This window comes from Pseudoalteromonas sp. G4, from assembly GCF_028875915.1.
Classification (GTDB): domain Bacteria; phylum Pseudomonadota; class Gammaproteobacteria; order Enterobacterales; family Alteromonadaceae; genus Pseudoalteromonas.
Map to the genome: position 1 here is coordinate 1 of NZ_JAPEHW010000001.1, position 20,469 is coordinate 20,469.

Below are 20,469 nucleotides of genomic sequence, written 5' to 3' on the forward strand. Positions count from 1 at the left end.
AACGTTACCAATACAATACTGCCTTAGGACCGGTGAAACTTCTTAATGACGAAGAGCTTAATTGTCTGCAAATTCAGCGAGGTACGCTGACAGATGATGAGCGTAAAATTGTTAATAAACATATTACCATCACTATTAAAATGCTTGAATCGCTGCCATTTCCTAAGCACTTAAGGCAAGTGCCTGAGTATGCTGGTGGTCATCATGAAAGAATGGATGGACAAGGTTACCCTAGAGGGCTTGAAAAACAGCAAATGTCAGTACCAGCACGTATGATGGCGATAGCTGATATTTTTGAGGCTTTAACGGCGTCAGATAGACCTTATAAAGAAGCTAAAAAGCTCAGTGAGTGTGTTGATATCATGCTAAAAATGGCAAAATTTGGCCATATTGACCCAGAAATATTCGCTGTATTTATAGAGCAGAATGTTTACCAAGAATATGCCGATAAGTTCTTAGCTGATTTTCAAAAAGACAGTGTTAATAATATCGAAGTACTAGCAATGTTAAATGAAAACTCTCATTAATATTTTTGCGTAAACACCAAGTAATGACTAACTTTATGTAAAGAGTTACCTACCATGTAAGCACTTTTATGGCGCCAGCAGAGCAATCAAAGCAAACCTCCGCTCAAGAATTACTAGCAGAGCGGAAACGCCTAGAAGAAGAATTTGAAGCGCGCTATACAAAACGTATCACAGTGATGTTTACAGACTTGGTTGGTTCAACCTCAATCACTGAAACTCATGGCGATATTACTACCCGCGAAATGATCAAACATCACGATGATATTATTCGTGAACGCATTGAAGCTAACCAAGGAAAGCTCGTGAAAACCCTTGGTGATGGCACAATGAGTTACTTCCCAGATACACTTTGTGCTATCGACGCTGCAGTGACTATTCAAAATGCATTAGCCGAATTAAATAATCAAAAGAAATTAGCAGTGCCAATAAAAGTGCGTGTGGGCATCAATTATGGCGATGGTATTGTTGAGGAAGATGATATTTATGGCGATGTGGTAAATGTTGCAGCACGCATTGAAGCGCAGGCAAATGAGGATGAAATTTATATTTCGGAATCGGCCTATCAAGAGCTAAGTGAAAAGGGGAAATATTACGCCCGCGTGATAAAAACAACTTACCTCAAAGGTAAAGAAAAGCCAGTACAAGTCATTAAAGTATTTTACAAAGAAGATGAAATTGAAAAAGACCGTAAACGCACAATTTTAAGCGATGTAAAAGATAGATTAACGCTTAAAGGTATGTTTCGCATTTTTGTCTTTTTTGCTGTGTTAATTGGCCTTGTTTTTGGCTATATGCAGTTTACAAGCTTGCTTGAAAAAGAGCCCAATGTATCTGAAACTCGCAGTAAAAAAACCAGTATGGATTGAACAATAACAGGGAAAAGGAGCAGTACTTAGAGGACAGTTTTAATTAGTTTAGGTGAGTGCTATGCAACCAAAAACTAAACCGTACTCAAGTTTATCTCTGAAATTAGCGCTGGCAACATTGTTAATCTTCATAGGCATGCTTGCAACATCGTATCAAGTAAATGATGTAACAATTTGGACTGGCTATGGCCTTGTCGTAGGAGCATGGTTGTTCTCAGGGCGGAAATTTATCAAAGGGGATAAATTTCGCATATTTATTATTATGTTGCTGAGTTTTGTTAGCTTCCGCTATTTTGCTTGGCGTGCAACAAGCACCTTAGTGTTCACAGGGCCAATCGACTTTATTTTTGTGGCCTTGTTATTTCTAGCTGAGCTTGAGGTAACACTGGTGCATTTTGTCGGTGTTTTTTCAAATATTTTCCCTATGAAACACCGAAAGCCGCCACATCTGCCGTTAGACCTAAGTAAATACCCAACGGTAGATGTTTATATTCCAACTTACAACGAACCAGAAGAAGTCGCTGAGATCACAGCACTTGCATGCTTAGATTTAGACTACCCCAAGGAAAAAATAAATGTATATATTTTGGATGATGGTGGCACGAAGGCTAAACGAGAAAATCCTCAAAGTTCTGCTGACGCGTGGTTTAGGCACCGCCGTTTAAAGCAATTTGCAAAAAAAAATGGATGCTTTTATATTACTCGCGATGAAAATACCCATGCCAAATCAGGCAATATTAATCATGCGCTGACGCAAACGAACGGCGAATTAATTTTATGTCTTGATTGCGATCATGTACCTGCAAGGGAGTTTTTAAAACATACTGTGGGCTGGTTTTTAAAAGATCCAAAATTGTTTTTGGTACAAACTCCTCATTTTTTTGTCAACCCAGATCCACTTGAGCAGAGCATGCATACTTTTGCCAAAGTGCCCAGTGAAAACGAAATGTTTTTTCGCTCAACTTTACCAGGAATGGATTTATGGAATGCGGCATTCTTTTGTGGTTCAGCTGCGGTACTTAGGCGTTCAGCCCTTGAAGAAGTAGGCGGCATCGCAGGTGAAACCGTGACAGAAGATGCCGAAACAGCACTTAAATTACATGCCAAAGGTTACAACAGTATTTATTACAATAAACCTATGGTATGCGGTATGACACCAGAAACCATCAGTGATTTTATGCTGCAACGGACCCGTTGGTGCCAAGGCATGATCCAAATGGGGATTTTGTTTAATCCTTTTAAACAAAGCGGCCTCACTTTGGCGCAAAAAGTGTGTTATTCCAGCTTTTACTTGTTTTGGTTTTTTGGTTTAGCACGCTTGATGTTTTTAATTGCACCAAGCTTATTCTTAATCTTTGGCATGCAAGTCTACCATGCCAGTGTTGAACAAATAATGATGTATGCAGTGCCCCACGTGATTGGAAGCTTGCTTGTTTCGAATATTATGTATGGGCGTTATCGCTGGCCACTCTTTTCTGAGTTATACGAAAGCATCCAATCGATTTTTTTGGCACCAGTCGTTCTTGGCGTTATTGCTGAGCCTAGAAAGCCTGTTTTTAAAGTTACTCCCAAAGGAAATAAACATGGTGATGATGTATTAAGCCCACTGGCAAAACCGTTTTATTTTATCTGTTTTGTTCTTTTATTGTCTGTGCCTTTTAGTATTTATAAATGGTTTGAATACCCCTTAATGCGTGACACCACTTTGGTATGCTTTACTTGGTTATCGATAAATATCGTATTGGTTTTTGCCTCGTTTGGTGTGTTTTGGGAGCGTCATCAAGTACGTAACCATCATCGTGCACTGGTAAATTTAACAACAGGGGTTTCAATTGATGATAAATCAAAACCTATCCCTGGGGTTATCCATGATATTTCTATTTCTGGTACCGCAATTTCACTTAAAACAGAAGCTTTATTTCTGCAAGACCAGAAAATTAAACTACATTTTAAAGATAAAGTAGGTCGTCGTTATCACCTTGATGCTGAAGTAAAACGGGTACAAGAAGGAGCTGGTGAAATCACGTTTGGTTGTCAATTCACGAATGTTTCGGAAAATATTGCTGAGTTGGTTCACTTGGTTTACGAGGACAGTGATAAGTGGCAAGAGTTTTGGTTTAGACCATTAAAACAGCCAAATATTGCGCGCATACTTTCGCTCTTTATCACTTGCGGTAAAACAGGCACAGTGGAGTCTCTAAGGGGATTTAAGCGGTATATATTTTTTAAAATTAATGAGAGAAATAAGGAGCGTTCGGCATGAAATTAATTAAATTTCTGCTGTTATGTTGTTTTGTATTTTCTGGTTGTATAACGGCTAAAACTCTTAAAGTACCTTTAACCGAGGTGTACCCCGTTGAAAGTTTGGATTTGCGCTGTATTGATGCCAAATACGAAATGAAGTTACCCATTCCTGCCCGTTGGCAAGTAAACAGTGCCAAGCTATTTTTCAGTTACGTTAATTCTGCATCATTGCTTAAAAAAAACTCTCAGCTGGTTGTTCGGCTAAATGGCACGCCGCTGGCTCAAATGAAATTAGACCCAAATGCACCAGAAGGGCAAGCTGAAATTGATTTACCCAGTTTGCTGCTTCAGCCCGGTTATAATGACCTAGTATTTGAAGTTAACCAACATTATGCCACGCAGTGCGAGTTACCCTGTGTGCCTGAGCTTTGGACAAGACTAAAACTCGACCAAGCTTATATGGAGTTTGATTACACGCTTGCGCCATTACCAAAGCAACTTTCTTTAGTAGCTAATACCTTATTTGATGAGCGAAGCTTTCTTGATAACAACATTAATATTGTGACTGAAAACTACAGTGATGAAAGTTTGAGTGTGGCAGGTTCAATCGCATCAGGCATTGGCGTGCGCTTTAATTTTCAACCTACTAATTTCCATGCACGAAACTCACTGATTGAAAAAATGGATAACATTGTGATTGGTAGTGAGCAGTTTATCTCGGAGTTTTTAGCAAAGTATGGTTTAAATCCATCTATTGAAACGCCAACCGTCACAATATTGTCGATGGTAAAGTCAGAGTTTGATGAGCAAGGTAATCAAGAATTTATCGAGGATTCTAAATACGCTTTAATTCTAATTGCTGGCAATAGTCAAAAAGAAATTCAATTGGCGGCAGAGTCATTTGATGTGCTTTCACTGCCTTTTCCTGATACTAACACCATGAAGCTGCATGAGTTTGAATTGCCAGATATTCGTATGTATGCCGGTAAAAACACCCTAGCTACCGGTGCTGATTACGAATTTAAAAAGTTAGATTTTACTACCCATACCTTTCGCGGATTCTCTGGTTCACAAAAGACCATAAACTTTCGTTTGCCCTCAGATTTTATGATCAAACCAAACCAGTATGTCGACTTAAGTTTAAACTATGCGTACGGCGCGGGCTCGCGCACAGATTCTTCACTCAATGTATTACTCAATAAACAATATGTAGCATCTATTCATTTGGATGACCCACGTGGTGGATTAATTAGTAATTACCAAATATCGATGCCAACGTATTTGTTTCAAGAAGGTAATAATTCGATTTCATTTCAACCGACTATGACACCGTTAGTAACTGAAAATTGTAGCTTTATTCAAACTGAGAACTTATTTTTAACGCTTTTTGATAACTCCTCAATGCGTTTCCCTGCAATGCCTCATAAAATTGAAATGCCGAGGCTCGATTTAATGTTTGTGAATGGCTTTCCATTTACTCGCTGGCCAGATGGTTTTGAGGCTCGAATTGCATTAACAGAGTTAAATGAAAATACGGTGGCATCCGCTTATAACATGATGGCAGTACTTGGGCAAAAAAATGGATACCCAATGATCAGCATGCAAATTACTTCGAATGTAGATGCAAACTATGATGGAGAACAAATCATCATAAGTACTATGAGCGCGTTACCTAAGTCCTTTGCAGAAAATGCACCGCTTAAAATGGGTGATAGATTGCGTGTACCATATCCTATTTACCAAGAACTTGAGGGCGAAACAAACGTTGCGATTTCAACTCAGCAAAGCGATATTAGCTTTGATAAAGGGATGATCATGCAATATCAATCACCTGGTGTGCTTGGGCGAAGCGTGGTGCTTTTTACAGCGAAAACAGACAAAGCATTAAGACGATTAACGCGCTTGACAACCCAAGGTGCACTGCAAAGCCAGATAAAAGGGGATTTAGTGATGGTGGATATGTTTGATACCTCACAAGAAAACTCTCTATCTCAGGCTAAGTTTGCAGCTGTGGCAGTCACTGTTGGCGATAAATACATTACCGGCAAAGCAGGTAAAGTAAATGTGGTTGAATCTGTACTTGTATCAAACCCAAACCTCTATTGGATTGCGATAATTGTCTCAATTCTGTTGTTTTCACTATTGTATTACTTATTACTGAAGCGTCGCAGAGCAATGCGTCAAGAAAACGAGAGTTGATCGCTAATGAAATGGTTTAGCGTACTTGTTAGCCTAAGCCTGCTCGTTTGCAATACTGCAGCGTTAGCCAACTACACATTGGTGCTGAGCCAGTCTCAGCACCTTAATGAAAGTAGGGAGCGGGCGCTTTTAGCAAGTGGCATTGTGCCATTTAGCTGCGAATTGGTTAATCAACTAGGGACCTATGTGGTGCGATGTGGCAAGCATCCAGATAAAAACTATTTCGACCCGTTTGTACAGCAATTAAATAAGCTTGATATTTATTCGAAAATTGAAGGGTATCAAGAGGTTCCTATCCTTTTTCGTTTTGAGCCCATTACGCTTGGGGAAGAAACACAAATGTTTCTGGAGAAGCTCGCTCAGCAAGCGCTCCAGATTAAAACCCGTAAAACAGCCCATAAACCAGTACAGTCAATCGATTCTCAATGGGATAAAGAGCAATTCAGGCAAGGTCTTTATTTTATAGATAGGGGCTGGGCAGCATATCGCAATAATGAATACGCGCTTGCATCAAGTTTATTTGCTCTTGCAAAACAAATACCCAAACTTGCCCTTGCCGCTGATCATGGTCAAGCGCTTACCCACGTTGCACTTAATGAAAAAAATGAAGCACTCAATTTGTTATGGCCGTTATATCAAGCAGGATTTAACCGAGAACAAGTGCTGCCAAGTGTTTTGTCGTTAGCCAATGAATTAGGCCGAACAGAGTTAATAGCAGAACTGTTGCCACAATTATCAGTTGAAGAGCAGGCTCGCTGGCAGTTAATTGCACTTGAAGCTGAGCTTAAACAGCGGGTAAAACAAAGAAAAATAAATTTTTCAATGCTGATGGAAGATTATGCCCCTTTGCTTGAGCGTTGTTATGGGTTTGAAACAGTATTAAATGCAGTTAAGCAATTTTCGAAAATTGCCAACCAATTATCCGCTACTGAAAAGCTGGTTATGAGTTGTGCAAAAGATGAAGAGCAGCTTGCATTGGCATATCTAAACAGTAATTTTTTAAAAAAAGACGCAAATTACTTAACAGCCCATCATACGTTTGGAAAGCACAAAAAACTCATATCAGATAATAAAATTAAACAACAAATTAATCGTATTCAATTTGATACTTTAATGCATATCGTAAGTTTAGACTCGACAACGTCTGAGGGAAAACTCGAAATATACCAATTTATGGCTAAACGTTGGCCTAGAAATACGGCACTTAAGTTTGCTACTGCATGGCACTATTACAATACCTCACATTTTAACAGTGCACTTTTTTTGTTTGATGAGATTTATCAGATCAAACCTAATTCTGAAGCCGCAAAAGGTATTGTGCTCTCGACATTAGCACTGGGGGATAATCAAAAAGCCCTGCTTTTGGCAAAAGAAATGGGGGATAAAACGCTGTATTTGTCTGCCCTAAAAAAAGAACTTTCTAATCACCCTATACCCTCATTAGCAGCATATGAGGCTGCAAATGAAATTTTAACGCTCGACCCACACTATATTGCAGCTTATTCAGCTAAAGCTTGGTATTTATTTGAACAAGATAGAGTCAGTGAAGCGTTTGTTGTTTTTGAAACATGGTTTGAGCTTGCCCCTGAAACGGAAGATGCATTACTTGGGCAAGTACTCTGTTTGCAACGTTTAAAAGATGAAACTCAGCTATTGGCATTAATTGAAAAATATCCCAAGTATCAGAACAAAATTTATGAAGGATTAGCACAACATTATTTTGAGCAAGGTGAGTTTGAAAAAGCAAATGTGTATTTTAAAAAATTAGCACAAGACAAAACCTTGGATGAAGAGCAACAAGCGGTCTATGCATGGTCATTGAGTAACGCTAAGTATTATGATGAAAGTAATGTGATTTTTAAAAACTTACTTAGCAAAAACGATGATCCAAGCGCCTTAACTGGTTTAATTATTAACTACCAAGCGGAAGGTAAAACGAGTGAAATCGAAAGGTTAAAACAAAACTATGCTACTAACCCAACATATAAGGCTATTTTTGCTCAATTTGGTTTTGGTGAAACACAGTGGCTAAGCTTTGCAACAGACGTTGCTCTGGAAAATGAAAATGCCGCAACTAGTTTGCTGCATTTAAATAAACCGGCTGTTTGGTATCGAGTTGAAAGCATCAATAAAAAAGGCGACGAAGGAAGCAGTAAATTAGGGCTTTTATCTCAGCAATTAGGCGGTTCAATAAGCTTTAATAAACATCAAGTTAATATTGGGCTACAAAACTATCGGCTAGATAGTGGCAACATTACTTCGACTGCAAATTTAGGCAGTAATTATATCAACAAGGCGATTAATGTTATTTCAAGTCGCGATTCAGATACTTTTTGGCTTGCTCAATATCACTATCAAGGTGAGCAAAGATGGACACTCACGCTGGCTGAGGCGCCAAAAATAGAACAAATCGATAAAAACTATCATTGGTTATTGCAATGGCAATACACTGATTACAAAGTAAAGCTGTTTGATAAACCAGTATATGAATCGAAGCTCGCCTTGGTGGGGGAAATTGATCTCTACACTGGGCAAGCGTTTGGTAAAGTGCATGATAAAGGATTGGAGGTGGCTTTAAGTAAAAATTTAACCGCTGCTTGGAATGCCAATTTGCTTGCCAGTTACAGCGAGCTTGAAGGCACGAATGTTATTGATAATTCGCGTATTAATGTAAATATAAGTGCGGCTACAAATACCCAATTTAAACGTAATGAATTAGTGTATGGTGGTTTTGCTAATTGGCAGCAGTATAAACACAACAGTAATGCATTTTATTTGGGTCATGGAGGATATTTTAGCCCGCAATCGTTAGCTGTTGTGGGAGCATTTGGCCGATACCATCAATACAATCAAGTTGATTGGTGGTTTATAGATGCGTCACTTTCTTATTTTGACTACTCAACAGATGATATAGCCCAATATCCACTGACTAATCGGCCAGATATCATTTTAGGTGAATCAAACAATGGGGTGGGGGTGAATTTTTCACTCGAAAAACACTGGCTATTAGGTCAACATTTTGAGCTTGGTATAGGCGCTCAATATCAAGTAAGCCCAGGCTTTGACTTTTATCGCTTTGGCATAAACTTGCGTTATTTATTTGCGAAACGTCAAAACGTATGGCCACGCCAACATGCTTTAAGCCAAGAATCACTATTTCAATCGTATAGCCCGTGGTTAGAAATGAAGTAACGTGCTTTAGATATTTTTGCAAGAAAGCTTAAACGATTTTATCGCCAATAACGTGAGTTCTCGCCAGAAAAGAAGTGTGAATATTGCGATAAATGCTCGAAGATAAAGTCTTTGGTAACAGTTACTTTAGCTGCGGTTTTTAAATCAGAATGATAAAGTAACCAAAGGCTCCAAATTGAAGGTGTGACTGGTAAGTCCAAACGATACAAATTACTGCTTTTGATACTATCTACCAAACCACAGGGTAATTTGGCGATTCCTAAACCGTTATTTACCGCAGTGACAAGTGGGCCAAGTTGGTCAAACTTAGCGACAATTCGATGGCTTGTAAAATGTGTTAAATACCAATCAGGTTCAAATTCGAGAGCCCATAGCAAAACCTGCTGTTCACTTTGAGACTGCTTTAAATAACTGTCGCTGGCATAAATTCCCCACTCAGATCTAAAAAGTTTTTTGCCAATTAAATCCCCTTGTTTGGGCGAAGGTGTAAAACGAAGTGCAATATCTGCCTCTCTGGCATATAAATCTTTGTGATGAGAGCCAATCAACAGATTGATTTGAATATTTGGGTAGCGACAATTAAATTCATTTAGGGCAGGTACTACAAATTGATTTGCAAGTTCTGGTGTTAATGTAATATTTACTTCACCACTCAATAACTTATCTTGGCCAAACAACTTACGCTCTATATTGTTTTGCTGCTCTTTTAACAAGGCAATGTCAGGCAACACAGCTTTGCCGGTCTCGGTGAGTTGGTAACCCTTAGGGACGCGTTCAAATAGCCTGACATTAAAACGCTTTTCAAATGCTTGAATGCGCCTTGCCACCGTGGTGTGGTTTACGTTTAGTTGCCTTGCTGCCCCTGATAAGCTGCCAGTTAAATACAAAGCAAGTATGTATTGATAATCGTCATCCATGTTCATCTGTGCATTATTGCACAATTAATCTGCATGCATCACTAATTTTTTAATAGCGATTTTACCGTAAAGTGGGATGAGTTTTTATTAATTAGAGATAGGACGCTTATTATGTACTCGCTTTATCATTTTCCAATTTCATGTTCATCGGCGGTAAAAATGGTGCTTGAAATTACTGGGGTAGCGCATCAAGAACGTAGTGTTAATTTATTTGAAGGCGAACAACATCAGGCTGAGTTTTTGGCGGTTAACCCACTTGGTAAATTACCTGTATTGGTTGAAGGCGAAAACGTGTTTACGCAAGGGGAAGCGATTTTAATTTACTTATCGCAAAAGCATAAAAATGCACAGCTAATGCCCGACTTAGCAACATATCAAGGCATGGAGGCACTGAAGTGGTTGAACTTTATCGCGAGCAGTTTACATGGTCATTTCACAAAGATATTTCATCCTGAAAAAATCTCGCATGATCATCAAGTAGTAAAACAAAATGCCGAAGAAGAAATCGTGAAACTATTAAATTTAATTGATGATACATTGGCAAATCGTCAATTTTTAGCCGGTAATCTACCTTCATTGGCTGATTTATACTTTGCGGTTGTTTTGGGTTGGGGGCAAGTTTTAAGTTTTGATTTATATGAGCGATATCCGCATTTTGCAAGTTATAAAAAACAACTACAAGCTGAGTTTCCTTTATCACATACGTTACAAAATATTTAAAAAAGTGTGCTAGCAGTTGATTGCTAGCACACTAACAAATTAACTGCAACGAGAACTGTTAGCGCCATATAACGTAAGCGGCGAACCATTATTAAAACTCAGGTTTGACTTTTGTCTCAACGGACGAAGGAGGTGCTATTAAAAATTGCATAAATGCAAATAGACAAAATGTAATGCCAGTTGCAATTGCAAAAATAGCCGGCGCTTTTATAAATTGTGGTGTTGTATTAAATGAATCAAGTTGAAGTAGCATAGGTCTTTTTCCTTTTAATGGTTCATCAATAAAACGCAGTAAAAAAGGAAAAGGGGTTAAAAACTAAAAATATTTTTTTGAGGCAATTTCTACATTCATTTACTTAACGTTTTGTTTATAAATTGGGTTTTTGTAATAATACGACGGTTTTTATAACAAGGATTAAGGAAAAATGTTAAAAAAATCTCTGCTCTCGCTCGCTATTCTATCTACATTACCTTTAACTGGCTGCTTAAAAGTCGAAGACAGTGACTCAAAAGATACAATTATTGTTGAACAAGCTGAGTTAACAACTGCAAGTGTTCAAGCTGTATTAGATTTAATTGATCCTACAACCAATGAACCAATAAGTGGTACTCAAGTGCGCTACCAAGTTGGTGTTGATTGGTCTGATAGTTTTACAGTTTCAAACGGACAGGTTGTAATTGATAATTTACCTGGAAATAGCGACGTTTTGGTTGAAGTTACGTCGCCAGATAATACTTACTTGAAACGCGTTTTTTATTTTAAAACCAGTATGGTTAGCCAAGGTCAAAACAGTGTTCAAAACTTAGGTACGCAATATTTGTATAGAGCAACCACTGCTAGCTTCACTATCTTAGATAGTGCAAATAGTGTGATAGAAGATGTGAAAATTGGTTACCCTGTCATTTCATACCTCTCAAATGGCTATTGGACACAAGGTTTTAGTAACAGAGTTAATGCTACCTATGATGCACAAAATGGAAACTATACATTACTAGTGCCTCAAGGTTCTGGTTATGATGTTGAGTTTGATGGCGATATCGATAATGACGGTATAGATGACTATTACTTTGGTTACGATGACTTTGGCAGCCGAATCCACTCGAGTAGATTGCTGAATGCGGATGTTGTATATGCAAAGAAAACTGTCGAGAGCCAAGAATTCCCCGTTAATATTACTCTTCTCAGTAAGCAAGGTGAGCTTATTGAAAATAATGAAGCTGTATTTATTTCTAGTGAATTCAAATTACCGCAAGCGCTGACCTTTGATCAGCAACAGCAAGCTTACAGCTTTGTTTACAAAGGATCCGCGGCGATTAAAGTGAATATAGCTGAAATTGAATTTAATGGTGTGAGTTACAACGCTGGTTACGCGAAAATAAACCCGAATGATGAAAAAGCATATGTTTTTTTTGATAATGTACTAAATCAAAGTAGAGAATATGTGCTAAATGACCAAGGTGAATTAAATCTTGTCGTTATGCTTGAAGAAAACGATACAAACTCTGACTCTAATTATCACTTCAGGGCGTTGAGTAATTACATAAATAGCGAAAATAATTCATTAAATTTATTTTTATCACATCCTATTGAATTATCAGAAGACTCAGTTGCGTTTAGTCAAAAAAATGTCGTAGTAGTAACTCGAGGTAATGAAAGTGACAATGATATGGTGCCACCCGGAACAACGCTTATTGAAAGAAAAAGTGTTGATCTTAGCGTCAGCTCAAAACTGGAGTATAACAATAGTTTTTTAACTGTAACTCCGAATGCAGAGCTATCAACTGGTGAATATCGCTATGAAGTTAATAACCTTAGATCAGTAGACACAGGCAATGTGTATTCAAAGCAGTTCACAAATGAGTTTGAATTCATAAATTCAAATTTAGTATTCAATATTGATGACATTAAAGTGGATAACAATAACGGCTTTACGTTGGGTCTACGTAGTATTGAAAAGAACACTGCTGGGGTGATTGATGATAGTAGCTATAACTCAAACACACCTGCTCTGTACCTCCCTCTGAGTATTTCATCATTAGATTATCTTGATATTACAGTGATAAAATCTGTAAAAAATAGTAATCAGAGTGACGAATTTTCTCGATATTCTGTAGTAGAAAATGGGGAAATTAAAGTTGGAAAACGATTTATTGCTTCACTTGCAAAAAATGAAAATGTTGAGAGTAATTATTCAAGTTACTACCAGTTACATACATCATTAGAACAAGGTGAATATTACAGTTTTTCTCTAAATAATGTGGGTTATCATTTTTATGATGATACTTCAGAGAGTAAAAATACAATCACAATAAACTATGAATACAAAGTTAAAGGTTCTAATGACGTAGTGTCAGGGACAAAAGAGCTTTCTGTTCATTAAACAATTAACAGAGCAAAGGGCTTATCAATTGATAAGCCCTTTTTAGAGTTACATCATAGCCAAATAGCGGCGTTCAACTTCTTGCCAGTTTATAACATTGAAAAATGCCTTAATGTATTCTGGTCGGCGGTTTTGGTATCTCAAGTAATATGCATGTTCCCATACATCTAAGGCGAGAATTGGTGTGAGATTTTCCATTAAAGGACTGTCTTGATTTGCTGAGCTTGTTACCTTTAACTCACCATTTTGATCTACAACCAGCCATGCCCAGCCGCTGCCAAAACGCGTAAGTGCTGCTTGCACAAACTCTGCTTGAAATGCATCAAATGAACCAAAGGTTTTATTTATGGCGATTTCCAATTGACCTGTATGTAAGGTGCCTCCAAATGGTGACATTATTTGCCAAAATAAGCTGTGATTATGATGCCCACCCACATGATCTCTGACAATATTTTGTAATGAATTGGGCAGGGTATGAATGTTCTTTAATAACCACTCATCAGGTTTATTTTCAAACTCGGTGTTTTCAAGAGCTTCATTTGCCTTATTAACATAGGTTTGATGATGTAATGTGTGGTGGATTTCCATTGTTTTTGCATCAATGTGTGGTTCAAGTGCATCGTACTGATACGTTAAAGAGGGGAGTGTAAATGCCATAACGTTTCCTTTTAGTTGAAGTGCATGAATATGTAATTAATGAATTGTGTTGTTCAAAATTGTTTGTGTATTGGTAATGGTTTTAAGCTTTGCAAGAAGCACAGGCTGTTGGGATACCTGCTTTGCTAACATAAAGGCGTATTGTTTAAGTTGAGATAAATGACGCAGTGCGACATTTCGCAGTTGCATGTCAGATTTTTTCAGGCATGTATCAGTACAGATGCGTGCTTTTTCATAGCCTTTTTCGAGTAAATTACAAGCCTTTTCAATGTGCTTATCGGCAAGATGTGAGTCGATTATATTTAAGTATGAAACAATGAGAGCTGGTAAATATTGGTCAATAATCCAAGCGCTTGGAGGAGCAGAGTTTGAATAGATTTCTTTTTCAATAAGCGCTAGTTGTTGTAAACATTGCTCATAAAATTTAATTGCTTTTGAATAGTGATTTAACTCAAATGCTAAGTTGCCCTCACAAATATTTACTTGCCAATGATACATAGAAAGATGAATACACAAATCGCAAACTCAAAAATACAAATAAAAACAATTATCATTATAATTTGATTGTGTTTCAAGTTTTATATGGATTTAGTTTAAAAGTTCAGGGTGATTTATATGAGGTTAACGTGAAAAAAGGTGTCAACTCACTTCAGATTGAAAGTAAAAAACAACTCACAAAGAAAATGTGATTTTTAATTGGCTGTCTAACATAAATGAGAAGGTTGACCCTAAAGAATAAAGACTTTACCTTAAATGTGTTTTAGGGAGATAGGTTATTAAAATGAAATGGATTTTTGGCGTTTTGTTAGTGTTATTTAGTAATGCAACTTATGCAGACTCGACTTCAAATAAACAGTTATGTATCGATCTTGCGAAAAAAAGAGATGCTATTCGAAAACTGCTTAACCAAAACTCAAATGACTATTTGAATCACCAATATAAAGCAACATTTGAAGAATATAGTCGTTTATGTAAGGACAACGAACAAAATCAAAATCCGTATTCGGTAGTTACAGGTAATAAACGCGCATTTCATAATCCGTTTAACCATGTTGCCATTTCTGACATGTCCTCTTTTGCTGCAATGTATAACGGCGAAAAGCAAAGTGCTTGGTAGGCATACTATAAAATACCTAAAGCGTGTCGAGTTAAAAATCCATCAACAACTGATTTTGTTACCTGTTCAGAGAATAAAACGAAACAAAAACAAGCCTTTGAAGTTTATTGGTCATCAAAAATGGCATCGGCCAATAAAGCTGTTAATTATGATTTAAAACCTTTTGCTAAAAGAGCAGTTGAACCGGCATTAATTACCCCCGTTACCGAAGTAAAAAATGGAGAAACACCGACACCACAAAAGGGTTTTGTAAAGGTGCTGCAAGATAATTCAAGCTATTTAATAGCCTTTGGTTTGCTATCATGTTTTCTATTTTTTGTGTGTCTTTCAGTTTGGCTAATGAAGCGCCACCGAGCAAAAAATAAAGTAATCCCGTTAAAGATAACGCCAAAAATTAAAACAATAGACAAGCATTGTCCTTATTGTTTAAGTCCAGTGTTATTCAATCAAACAACACAAGAATATCGCTGTTCAGATGCGCCTAAATGTCAATTTAGCTCGGATTCAATTATAATCTAATGGCTTTTGTCATCACGTCTTTACCCTCGTTGGCTACATAATCAAGAAACACTTGGGCGATGGGGGAAAGTTGTTGCGATTTTGCCCAGCAGAATGACCATTTAGATTGAATTGGCAGTGACTCCACATTAATTACTTTAACATTGTAACTATCCCCAAAAGCGAGGGTGTGAGTAGATAATATGGATACGCCCATACCAGATAAAACCGAGTGAATAATTGCTTCATTACTGGCAATTGTCATTCTTATATTGGGTGATATATTTTGCGATTTAAAGAATTGTTCGGTTGCATATCGTGTACCTGAACCTTCTTCTCGAATTATAAAGTTTTCTTTGCAAAACGCTGCTAGTGATACTTTTTTTTGTTTTGTAAAAGGGTGTTCAGCATTTGCGATTGCCACCAAGTCATTTGACATAAACTCTCTAACTTCAAGATCTAACCCTTCTGGCACATAACTGAATACAAAAAAATCATCGAGGCCTTGCTCGAATCGTTCAATTACTTGCTGGCGATTGGCAACTGTAAATTGAATATCAATACCAGGGTACTGCTTGCAAAACGGGCCGAGCAAATGCGGGATAAAGTATTTTGCTGTGGTTGCGCATGAAATACGTAAGGTTCCTGATTTTAATCCGCGCAAGCTTGATAAATGCATATCAAGCGCTTCGCATTGCTGCAAAATCTGACGACTAGTTGCAACAGTCGCAAGCCCCGCGTCAGTAAATTTAATCTTGCGCCCGACTTGTTGGTAAAGTGGTAGCCCAATGGCTTCACTTAATTTTTTAAGCTGCATGGAGACTGTTGGCTGGGTTAAAAATAATGACTCCGCAGCGGCTTTGATACTGCCACCATCGTAAACCGCTAACAGGATTTCTAGCTGGCGAAATGTGCCAATATGAGCATGTAATCGAGACGCCATTGTTTACCTTAAATTTAAAAAATAGATAAAAATCTAATCAATAGATAGTTAATATCTATTTTTATCTAACCAAAGTGCTGTGTAAACTTTTTCTGTCGCTTAATTTTAAAGATGGGAATGGTTATGACAAATCGAAGTTTTGTTTTATCTGTGATTACAAGTTCAATTCTATTGGCTTTTTTTGCTCTCAGTAACTTGATTGGACAGCCACAAATTGCATTTGTGATTGTGTCAGCTTTGCTGTTTGGCTTTTCGCTTTACTCGAAACTAGCTGGGCGTAACAAGCATTTAATCCATCCTCCGAGCGTAACTCATTCATTTCAAAGTGCGGGGCAGAAGTAAATTATGGTGATTGATTCAGTTGTCGCGTTTTTTATTCTGGGCATTGTTTGTCAGTTATTGGGTGCCAAAATGGCATTTCCAGATGGGCTTTACAAAACTTTAAGCATGTTTTTAATGATAGCCATCGGTTTAAAAGGGGGCATAGCGCTTCAAAAACATGTGGATCCTGCACTGATTTCCATGTCGATAGCAGTCGTTGCTTTTGGTTTATTATTACCCTTGGTTGCCTACCCAATTTTACGTTACTTTGGTCAACTAGATAAAATAAATGCTGGCGCTATTGCGGCGCATTATGGCTCTGTAAGTGTGGCAACCTATGCGGTTGCTGTGGCACTGCTTGAAGCAAATAATATTGCCTACGAGGCTTACTTTCCGTTATTTGTAGTGCTGTTGGAAATGCCAGCGATTATTGTTGGTTTAATACTGGCAAAAGGAAGCTTTAAGGTCGTAAATGCGCATTTTGTGAAGAAAGAGTTGATTGCCAATCAAAGCATTTTGTTAATGCTGGGTAGCCTTATCATTGGTTATGTTGGCGGGCAGAGTGTAACAAAATTAGCGCCATTCTTTATTGAACTTTTCTCGGGAATACTGGCACTGTTTTTACTTAAAATGGGCCTTATTGCAGGTGAGCAACTATCGTCGCTTAAAAAGAACAGTGTGTTTTTAATAAGCTTTGCTGTGCTTATGCCAATGCTCGGCGGTGTGGCAGGCACAGGTTTAGGCGTAATGCTTGGCTTAAGTGCGGGTGGTATCGCCTTAATGGCTGTACTTGGTGCAAGTGCGTCTTATATCGCAGTGCCTGCTGCTATGAAGCAAAGTTTACCAGAGGCAAATGCAGGTATGTCGATAACCGCTTCGCTTGGTATTACTTTTCCATTTAATGTGTTGATTGGTGTGCCCTTTTTCATCGCCTTAGCAGGTTATTTAGCGAACTAAAAAAGCCCTGAAAGGGGCTTTTTATTGATGTAACATCACATGTATTGCTTTTTATTTTTACGATTTAGTTATCGCAAGCTTGGTTGCAATTTGTCTCTTTGGTACAGGTGCTTATTCAAAAACTTGGTGAAAGCCATTTAATCATATGGGGTTATTAGGGCTGCACCTAATATATCCTCTTTTTAACGAGTAACTATTTCAAACGTAACAAATTATTGTCTCTTAAATATCACACAAATATGGCAAAGTGTTGTGGGTCTTGAAATTTGCTATCACTTATCTTGCTACTTAAATGCATTAATTACTGCTAATTTTTGCAATGTACAAGCGGGATATTTGGTAAACAACAATAGCTCACATACCTTTACACGTTATTACTACTCTTCTATTTTTAAAACAAGCCAAGGTTATTCTTTGAGTAATCTCAATATGTTAATTGATGACAATTAATGCAGCTATCAACGTTATCTTTATTGTTAATGAGTGGTGTCGGGGTTTTAATCTCGGCGATATCGCTTATCTTTTTATGGTTCGCAAATAGGGATATTCGCGCTGCGCGTTATTGGGCGCTTTCGCCCTGCTTTTTTACCATCAGTATGCTGTTATTTGCGTTGCAGGATTTATTGCCCATTCCATTACGGTTTATTTTGCCTAATTTTTTCGCACAAGGTGCATTTTTACTGATTATTATTGGCTTGTATTTGGCATGTGATAAAGCTATTCCTAAACGGTTTATGATGGCGTATTTCACTGCTTATGCGGTTTTACATAGTTTGTTTTCTTCTGTGCTGCCAAGTTATCAGAGCCGATTTATTCTCGGTGTAATTATGGTAACGCTATCGTCAACGTGGATTATCTGTATTTTGTATCGCTTTGGCCGCAGTAAGTACCGAGTTTCAAGTTTACTTATTTGTATTAGCCTTTTGCTGATGTTTAGCACATCAGCAAATAAGTTGTTGATGTTTAATGGACAAAGCACAGTTACTTTGCAGCAAGATACAACTTTTGAAACTCAACTTTTTGTTATCGCGCTTTTTGCAAGCCAGCTACTGTTTAACTTTGCTTTTGCAATTATGATTGGTGAATACCGCAATCAAAAAAACAAACGTTACCAGACAGAGCTAATTGAAATAAATCACCAGTTAGAGCAAGCCAAACAAGATGCAGAACATCACTCGCAATTAAAATCAGAATTTTTGGCTAATATGAGCCATGAAATAAGAACACCCATAAATGGGGTTATAGGTAGTTTAGAATTAATAAAAGAGCATGAACTAACCTCTCAGCAGGCACGCTATAAAGTGCTGGCTAGTAGCAGTGCTTATACTTTGTTAGGTGTTATTAATGATATTTTAGATTTCTCAAAAATTGAGTCTGGAAAGCTCACATTACATTTAGAAGAGTTTGATATTTATCAGCTGATTGATAGCGTGGTTAAATCGTTCTCGATCGATATTGCGAAGAAAGGCTTAACCTTCCAACTCGATACCCATTTACTAAACGCACAATTTATTTATGGTGATCCCATTAGAATTCGTCAGGTGATCACTAATTTACTCAGTAATGCGATTAAATTTACACAAAAAGGGCATGTAAAACTGAGTGTTAAGTTAGTACAAAGCAATGATCAAAATTGGATTTTAGAAGGGGATGTTTTAGATACCGGCATAGGCATTGAAGCGCATGCTACTGACAAACTATTCCAATCATTTAGCCAGTGTGATGCATCTACGACACGGGTGTTTGGTGGTACTGGGCTCGGGCTCACTATTGTTAAAAGTTTATGCCAAATGATGCAAGGAGATGCGTTATTAATTTCATCAGAAAAAGGAAAAGGCACGCATTTTAGATTTTCCGCAAGCGTTGAGGTTAATGATAAGTCCAGTCGCGAATTGCCTAAGTTTATGTTTACAAAAGTAGCGCTTTATTCAAAAGACCAAACACTTAAAACCAATTTGGAAAACGAATATAACAAATATGCAATAACGTTAAATTTAATTACGCAGTTACCGCAATCACAGCAAAAGGACGACTTAGTCATTGTTGATTTGTGTAACAGTGAAATAGCACCAAAAGACTTAAATAACTTACTCACTACTTACCACGAAAAAAATATAAAAGTTGGGTTTATTGTCACCCCTCGCAGCGAATTAGAACAACAGTTTTCAAGTCATTCAGGGTTACAATTTATATGGCATAAGCCTGTTACTGCGTTTGACGTTATTAAATTAAGTACGTGCCATAAACTACAGCAGCAAGCGCCATCGCTTGTCGATTTATCTGGGCTAAAACTACTGATTGCTGAAGACAATCCAGTTAATTTAATTATTACCGAGCAAATACTGGCAAACTGGAATGTTAATTTCACCAGTGCTAAAACGGGTAAAGAAGTGTTAGCAATATTAAAAGGCCAAAAGGCGGCATTATTCGATATGATTTTGATGGATTGCCAAATGCCAGAATTAGATGGTTATGAAACCACTAAAGTCATTCGCAATGACCCCTCGTTTAGCCATTACAAAACGATTCCAATCATTGCATTAACAGCCAATGCGATGAAAGGTGATGATGAACACTGTTTTCTGGTGGGTATGAACGGCTATGTCAGTAAGCCAATTAACCCTGAAAACCTGTTGGCTGAAATAAAAAAAGTGATTTCAAAAACGAACTTAGCCCAGAATTAACGTATTAAACTTTGTTTAAGGTACCTTTTGTACCAAAAAACATCCTGTTAAGCCGTTGGGCACAAAAATTCGTTAGTCGTCTCAAAAGTCATTATTCTTTACAGCAGTAAAGAAAACAATAAAGAGAACAACAAGATGAATCCAAAATGCCCAGAGTGTAATCACAGTATTAATTTTTTAAATAGCTTTCGTAATATAAATCCTTGGAAGTACTCTTGCCCCCATTGCAAAAAGCGTATTGAAGTA

The 20,469-nt window shown here is 37.6% G+C and carries 16 protein-coding genes; 11 read left to right on the forward strand and 5 right to left on the reverse strand.

The features are described 5' to 3' along the window. The 5 genes from ON073_RS00005 to ON073_RS00025 all read left to right on the forward strand — a co-directional run. The coding region (locus ON073_RS00005; protein ID WP_342455402.1) for an HD-GYP domain-containing protein at positions 1 to 527 on the forward strand (527 nt) is incomplete at its 5' end. Positions 528 to 595: 68 nt separating this feature from the next. Further along, entirely contained in the window at positions 596 to 1,393 is a 798-nt protein-coding gene (locus ON073_RS00010; RefSeq protein WP_274759805.1) for an adenylate/guanylate cyclase domain-containing protein, read from the forward strand. Between the two features lie 61 nt (positions 1,394 to 1,454). Next, complete coding sequence (gene bcsA, locus ON073_RS00015; protein ID WP_274759806.1) at positions 1,455 to 3,656, forward strand: UDP-forming cellulose synthase catalytic subunit; 2,202 nt, start codon at positions 1,455 to 1,457, stop codon at positions 3,654 to 3,656. Continuing rightward, entirely contained in the window at positions 3,653 to 5,836 is a 2,184-nt protein-coding gene (locus ON073_RS00020; protein ID WP_274759807.1) for a cellulose biosynthesis cyclic di-GMP-binding regulatory protein BcsB, read from the forward strand. The genes bcsA and ON073_RS00020 overlap by 4 nt, the downstream gene beginning before the upstream one ends. A 6-nt stretch (positions 5,837 to 5,842) precedes the next feature. Continuing rightward, positions 5,843 to 9,028, forward strand: coding sequence for a cellulose synthase subunit BcsC-related outer membrane protein (locus ON073_RS00025; protein WP_274759808.1), 3,186 nt, complete (start codon positions 5,843 to 5,845; stop codon positions 9,026 to 9,028). A gap of 38 nt (positions 9,029 to 9,066) precedes the next feature. On the opposite strand, the gene ON073_RS00030 is transcribed toward ON073_RS00025, so the two are convergent. Further along, positions 9,067 to 9,969, reverse strand: coding sequence for a LysR family transcriptional regulator (locus ON073_RS00030; RefSeq protein ID WP_274759809.1), 903 nt, complete (start codon positions 9,967 to 9,969; stop codon positions 9,067 to 9,069). An 87-nt stretch (positions 9,970 to 10,056) separates the two neighbouring features. On the opposite strand from ON073_RS00030, the gene ON073_RS00035 reads away from it, so the two are divergent. Then, positions 10,057 to 10,665, forward strand: coding sequence for a glutathione S-transferase family protein (locus tag ON073_RS00035; protein WP_274759810.1), 609 nt, complete (start codon positions 10,057 to 10,059; stop codon positions 10,663 to 10,665). 91 nt (positions 10,666 to 10,756) lie between these two features. Here ON073_RS00035 and ON073_RS00040 read toward each other — a convergent pair whose 3' ends face one another. Further along, complete coding sequence (locus tag ON073_RS00040; RefSeq protein ID WP_274759811.1) at positions 10,757 to 10,918, reverse strand: hypothetical protein; 162 nt, start codon at positions 10,916 to 10,918, stop codon at positions 10,757 to 10,759. 172 nt (positions 10,919 to 11,090) lie between these two features. Here ON073_RS00040 and ON073_RS00045 point away from each other — a divergent pair, with 172 nt between their 5' ends. Beyond that, on the forward strand, positions 11,091 to 13,046 hold the full coding sequence (locus ON073_RS00045) for a hypothetical protein (RefSeq protein ID WP_274759812.1): 1,956 nt from the start codon (positions 11,091 to 11,093) through the stop codon (positions 13,044 to 13,046). A gap of 48 nt (positions 13,047 to 13,094) precedes the next feature. On the opposite strand, the gene ON073_RS00050 is transcribed toward ON073_RS00045, so the two are convergent. Beyond that, complete coding sequence (locus ON073_RS00050; RefSeq protein ID WP_274759813.1) at positions 13,095 to 13,703, reverse strand: superoxide dismutase; 609 nt, start codon at positions 13,701 to 13,703, stop codon at positions 13,095 to 13,097. A gap of 36 nt (positions 13,704 to 13,739) precedes the next feature. After that, complete coding sequence (locus ON073_RS00055; RefSeq protein ID WP_274759814.1) at positions 13,740 to 14,201, reverse strand: hypothetical protein; 462 nt, start codon at positions 14,199 to 14,201, stop codon at positions 13,740 to 13,742. 283 nt (positions 14,202 to 14,484) lie between these two features. Between ON073_RS00055 and ON073_RS00060 the strand changes: the two genes are divergently transcribed. Beyond that, positions 14,485 to 14,820: a hypothetical protein gene (locus ON073_RS00060; protein WP_274759815.1), complete on the forward strand. Its 336-nt coding sequence runs from the start codon at positions 14,485 to 14,487 to the stop codon at positions 14,818 to 14,820. A gap of 120 nt (positions 14,821 to 14,940) precedes the next feature. Beyond that, the gene (locus ON073_RS00065) at positions 14,941 to 15,339 is read left to right on the forward strand and encodes a hypothetical protein (protein WP_274759816.1); all 399 of its coding nucleotides are present in this window, start codon (positions 14,941 to 14,943) and stop codon (positions 15,337 to 15,339) included. On the opposite strand, the gene ON073_RS00070 is transcribed toward ON073_RS00065, so the two are convergent. Next, on the reverse strand, positions 15,329 to 16,261 hold the full coding sequence (locus ON073_RS00070) for a LysR family transcriptional regulator (RefSeq protein ID WP_274759817.1): 933 nt from the start codon (positions 16,259 to 16,261) through the stop codon (positions 15,329 to 15,331). The genes ON073_RS00065 and ON073_RS00070 overlap by 11 nt on opposite strands. Before the next feature lie 345 nt (positions 16,262 to 16,606). Here ON073_RS00070 and ON073_RS00075 point away from each other — a divergent pair, with 345 nt between their 5' ends. Continuing rightward, positions 16,607 to 17,539, forward strand: coding sequence for a sodium-dependent bicarbonate transport family permease (locus ON073_RS00075; protein ID WP_274759818.1), 933 nt, complete (start codon positions 16,607 to 16,609; stop codon positions 17,537 to 17,539). A gap of 449 nt (positions 17,540 to 17,988) precedes the next feature. Further along, complete coding sequence (locus ON073_RS00080; RefSeq protein WP_274759819.1) at positions 17,989 to 20,223, forward strand: ATP-binding protein; 2,235 nt, start codon at positions 17,989 to 17,991, stop codon at positions 20,221 to 20,223. Positions 20,224 to 20,469: the final 246 nt, after the last annotated feature.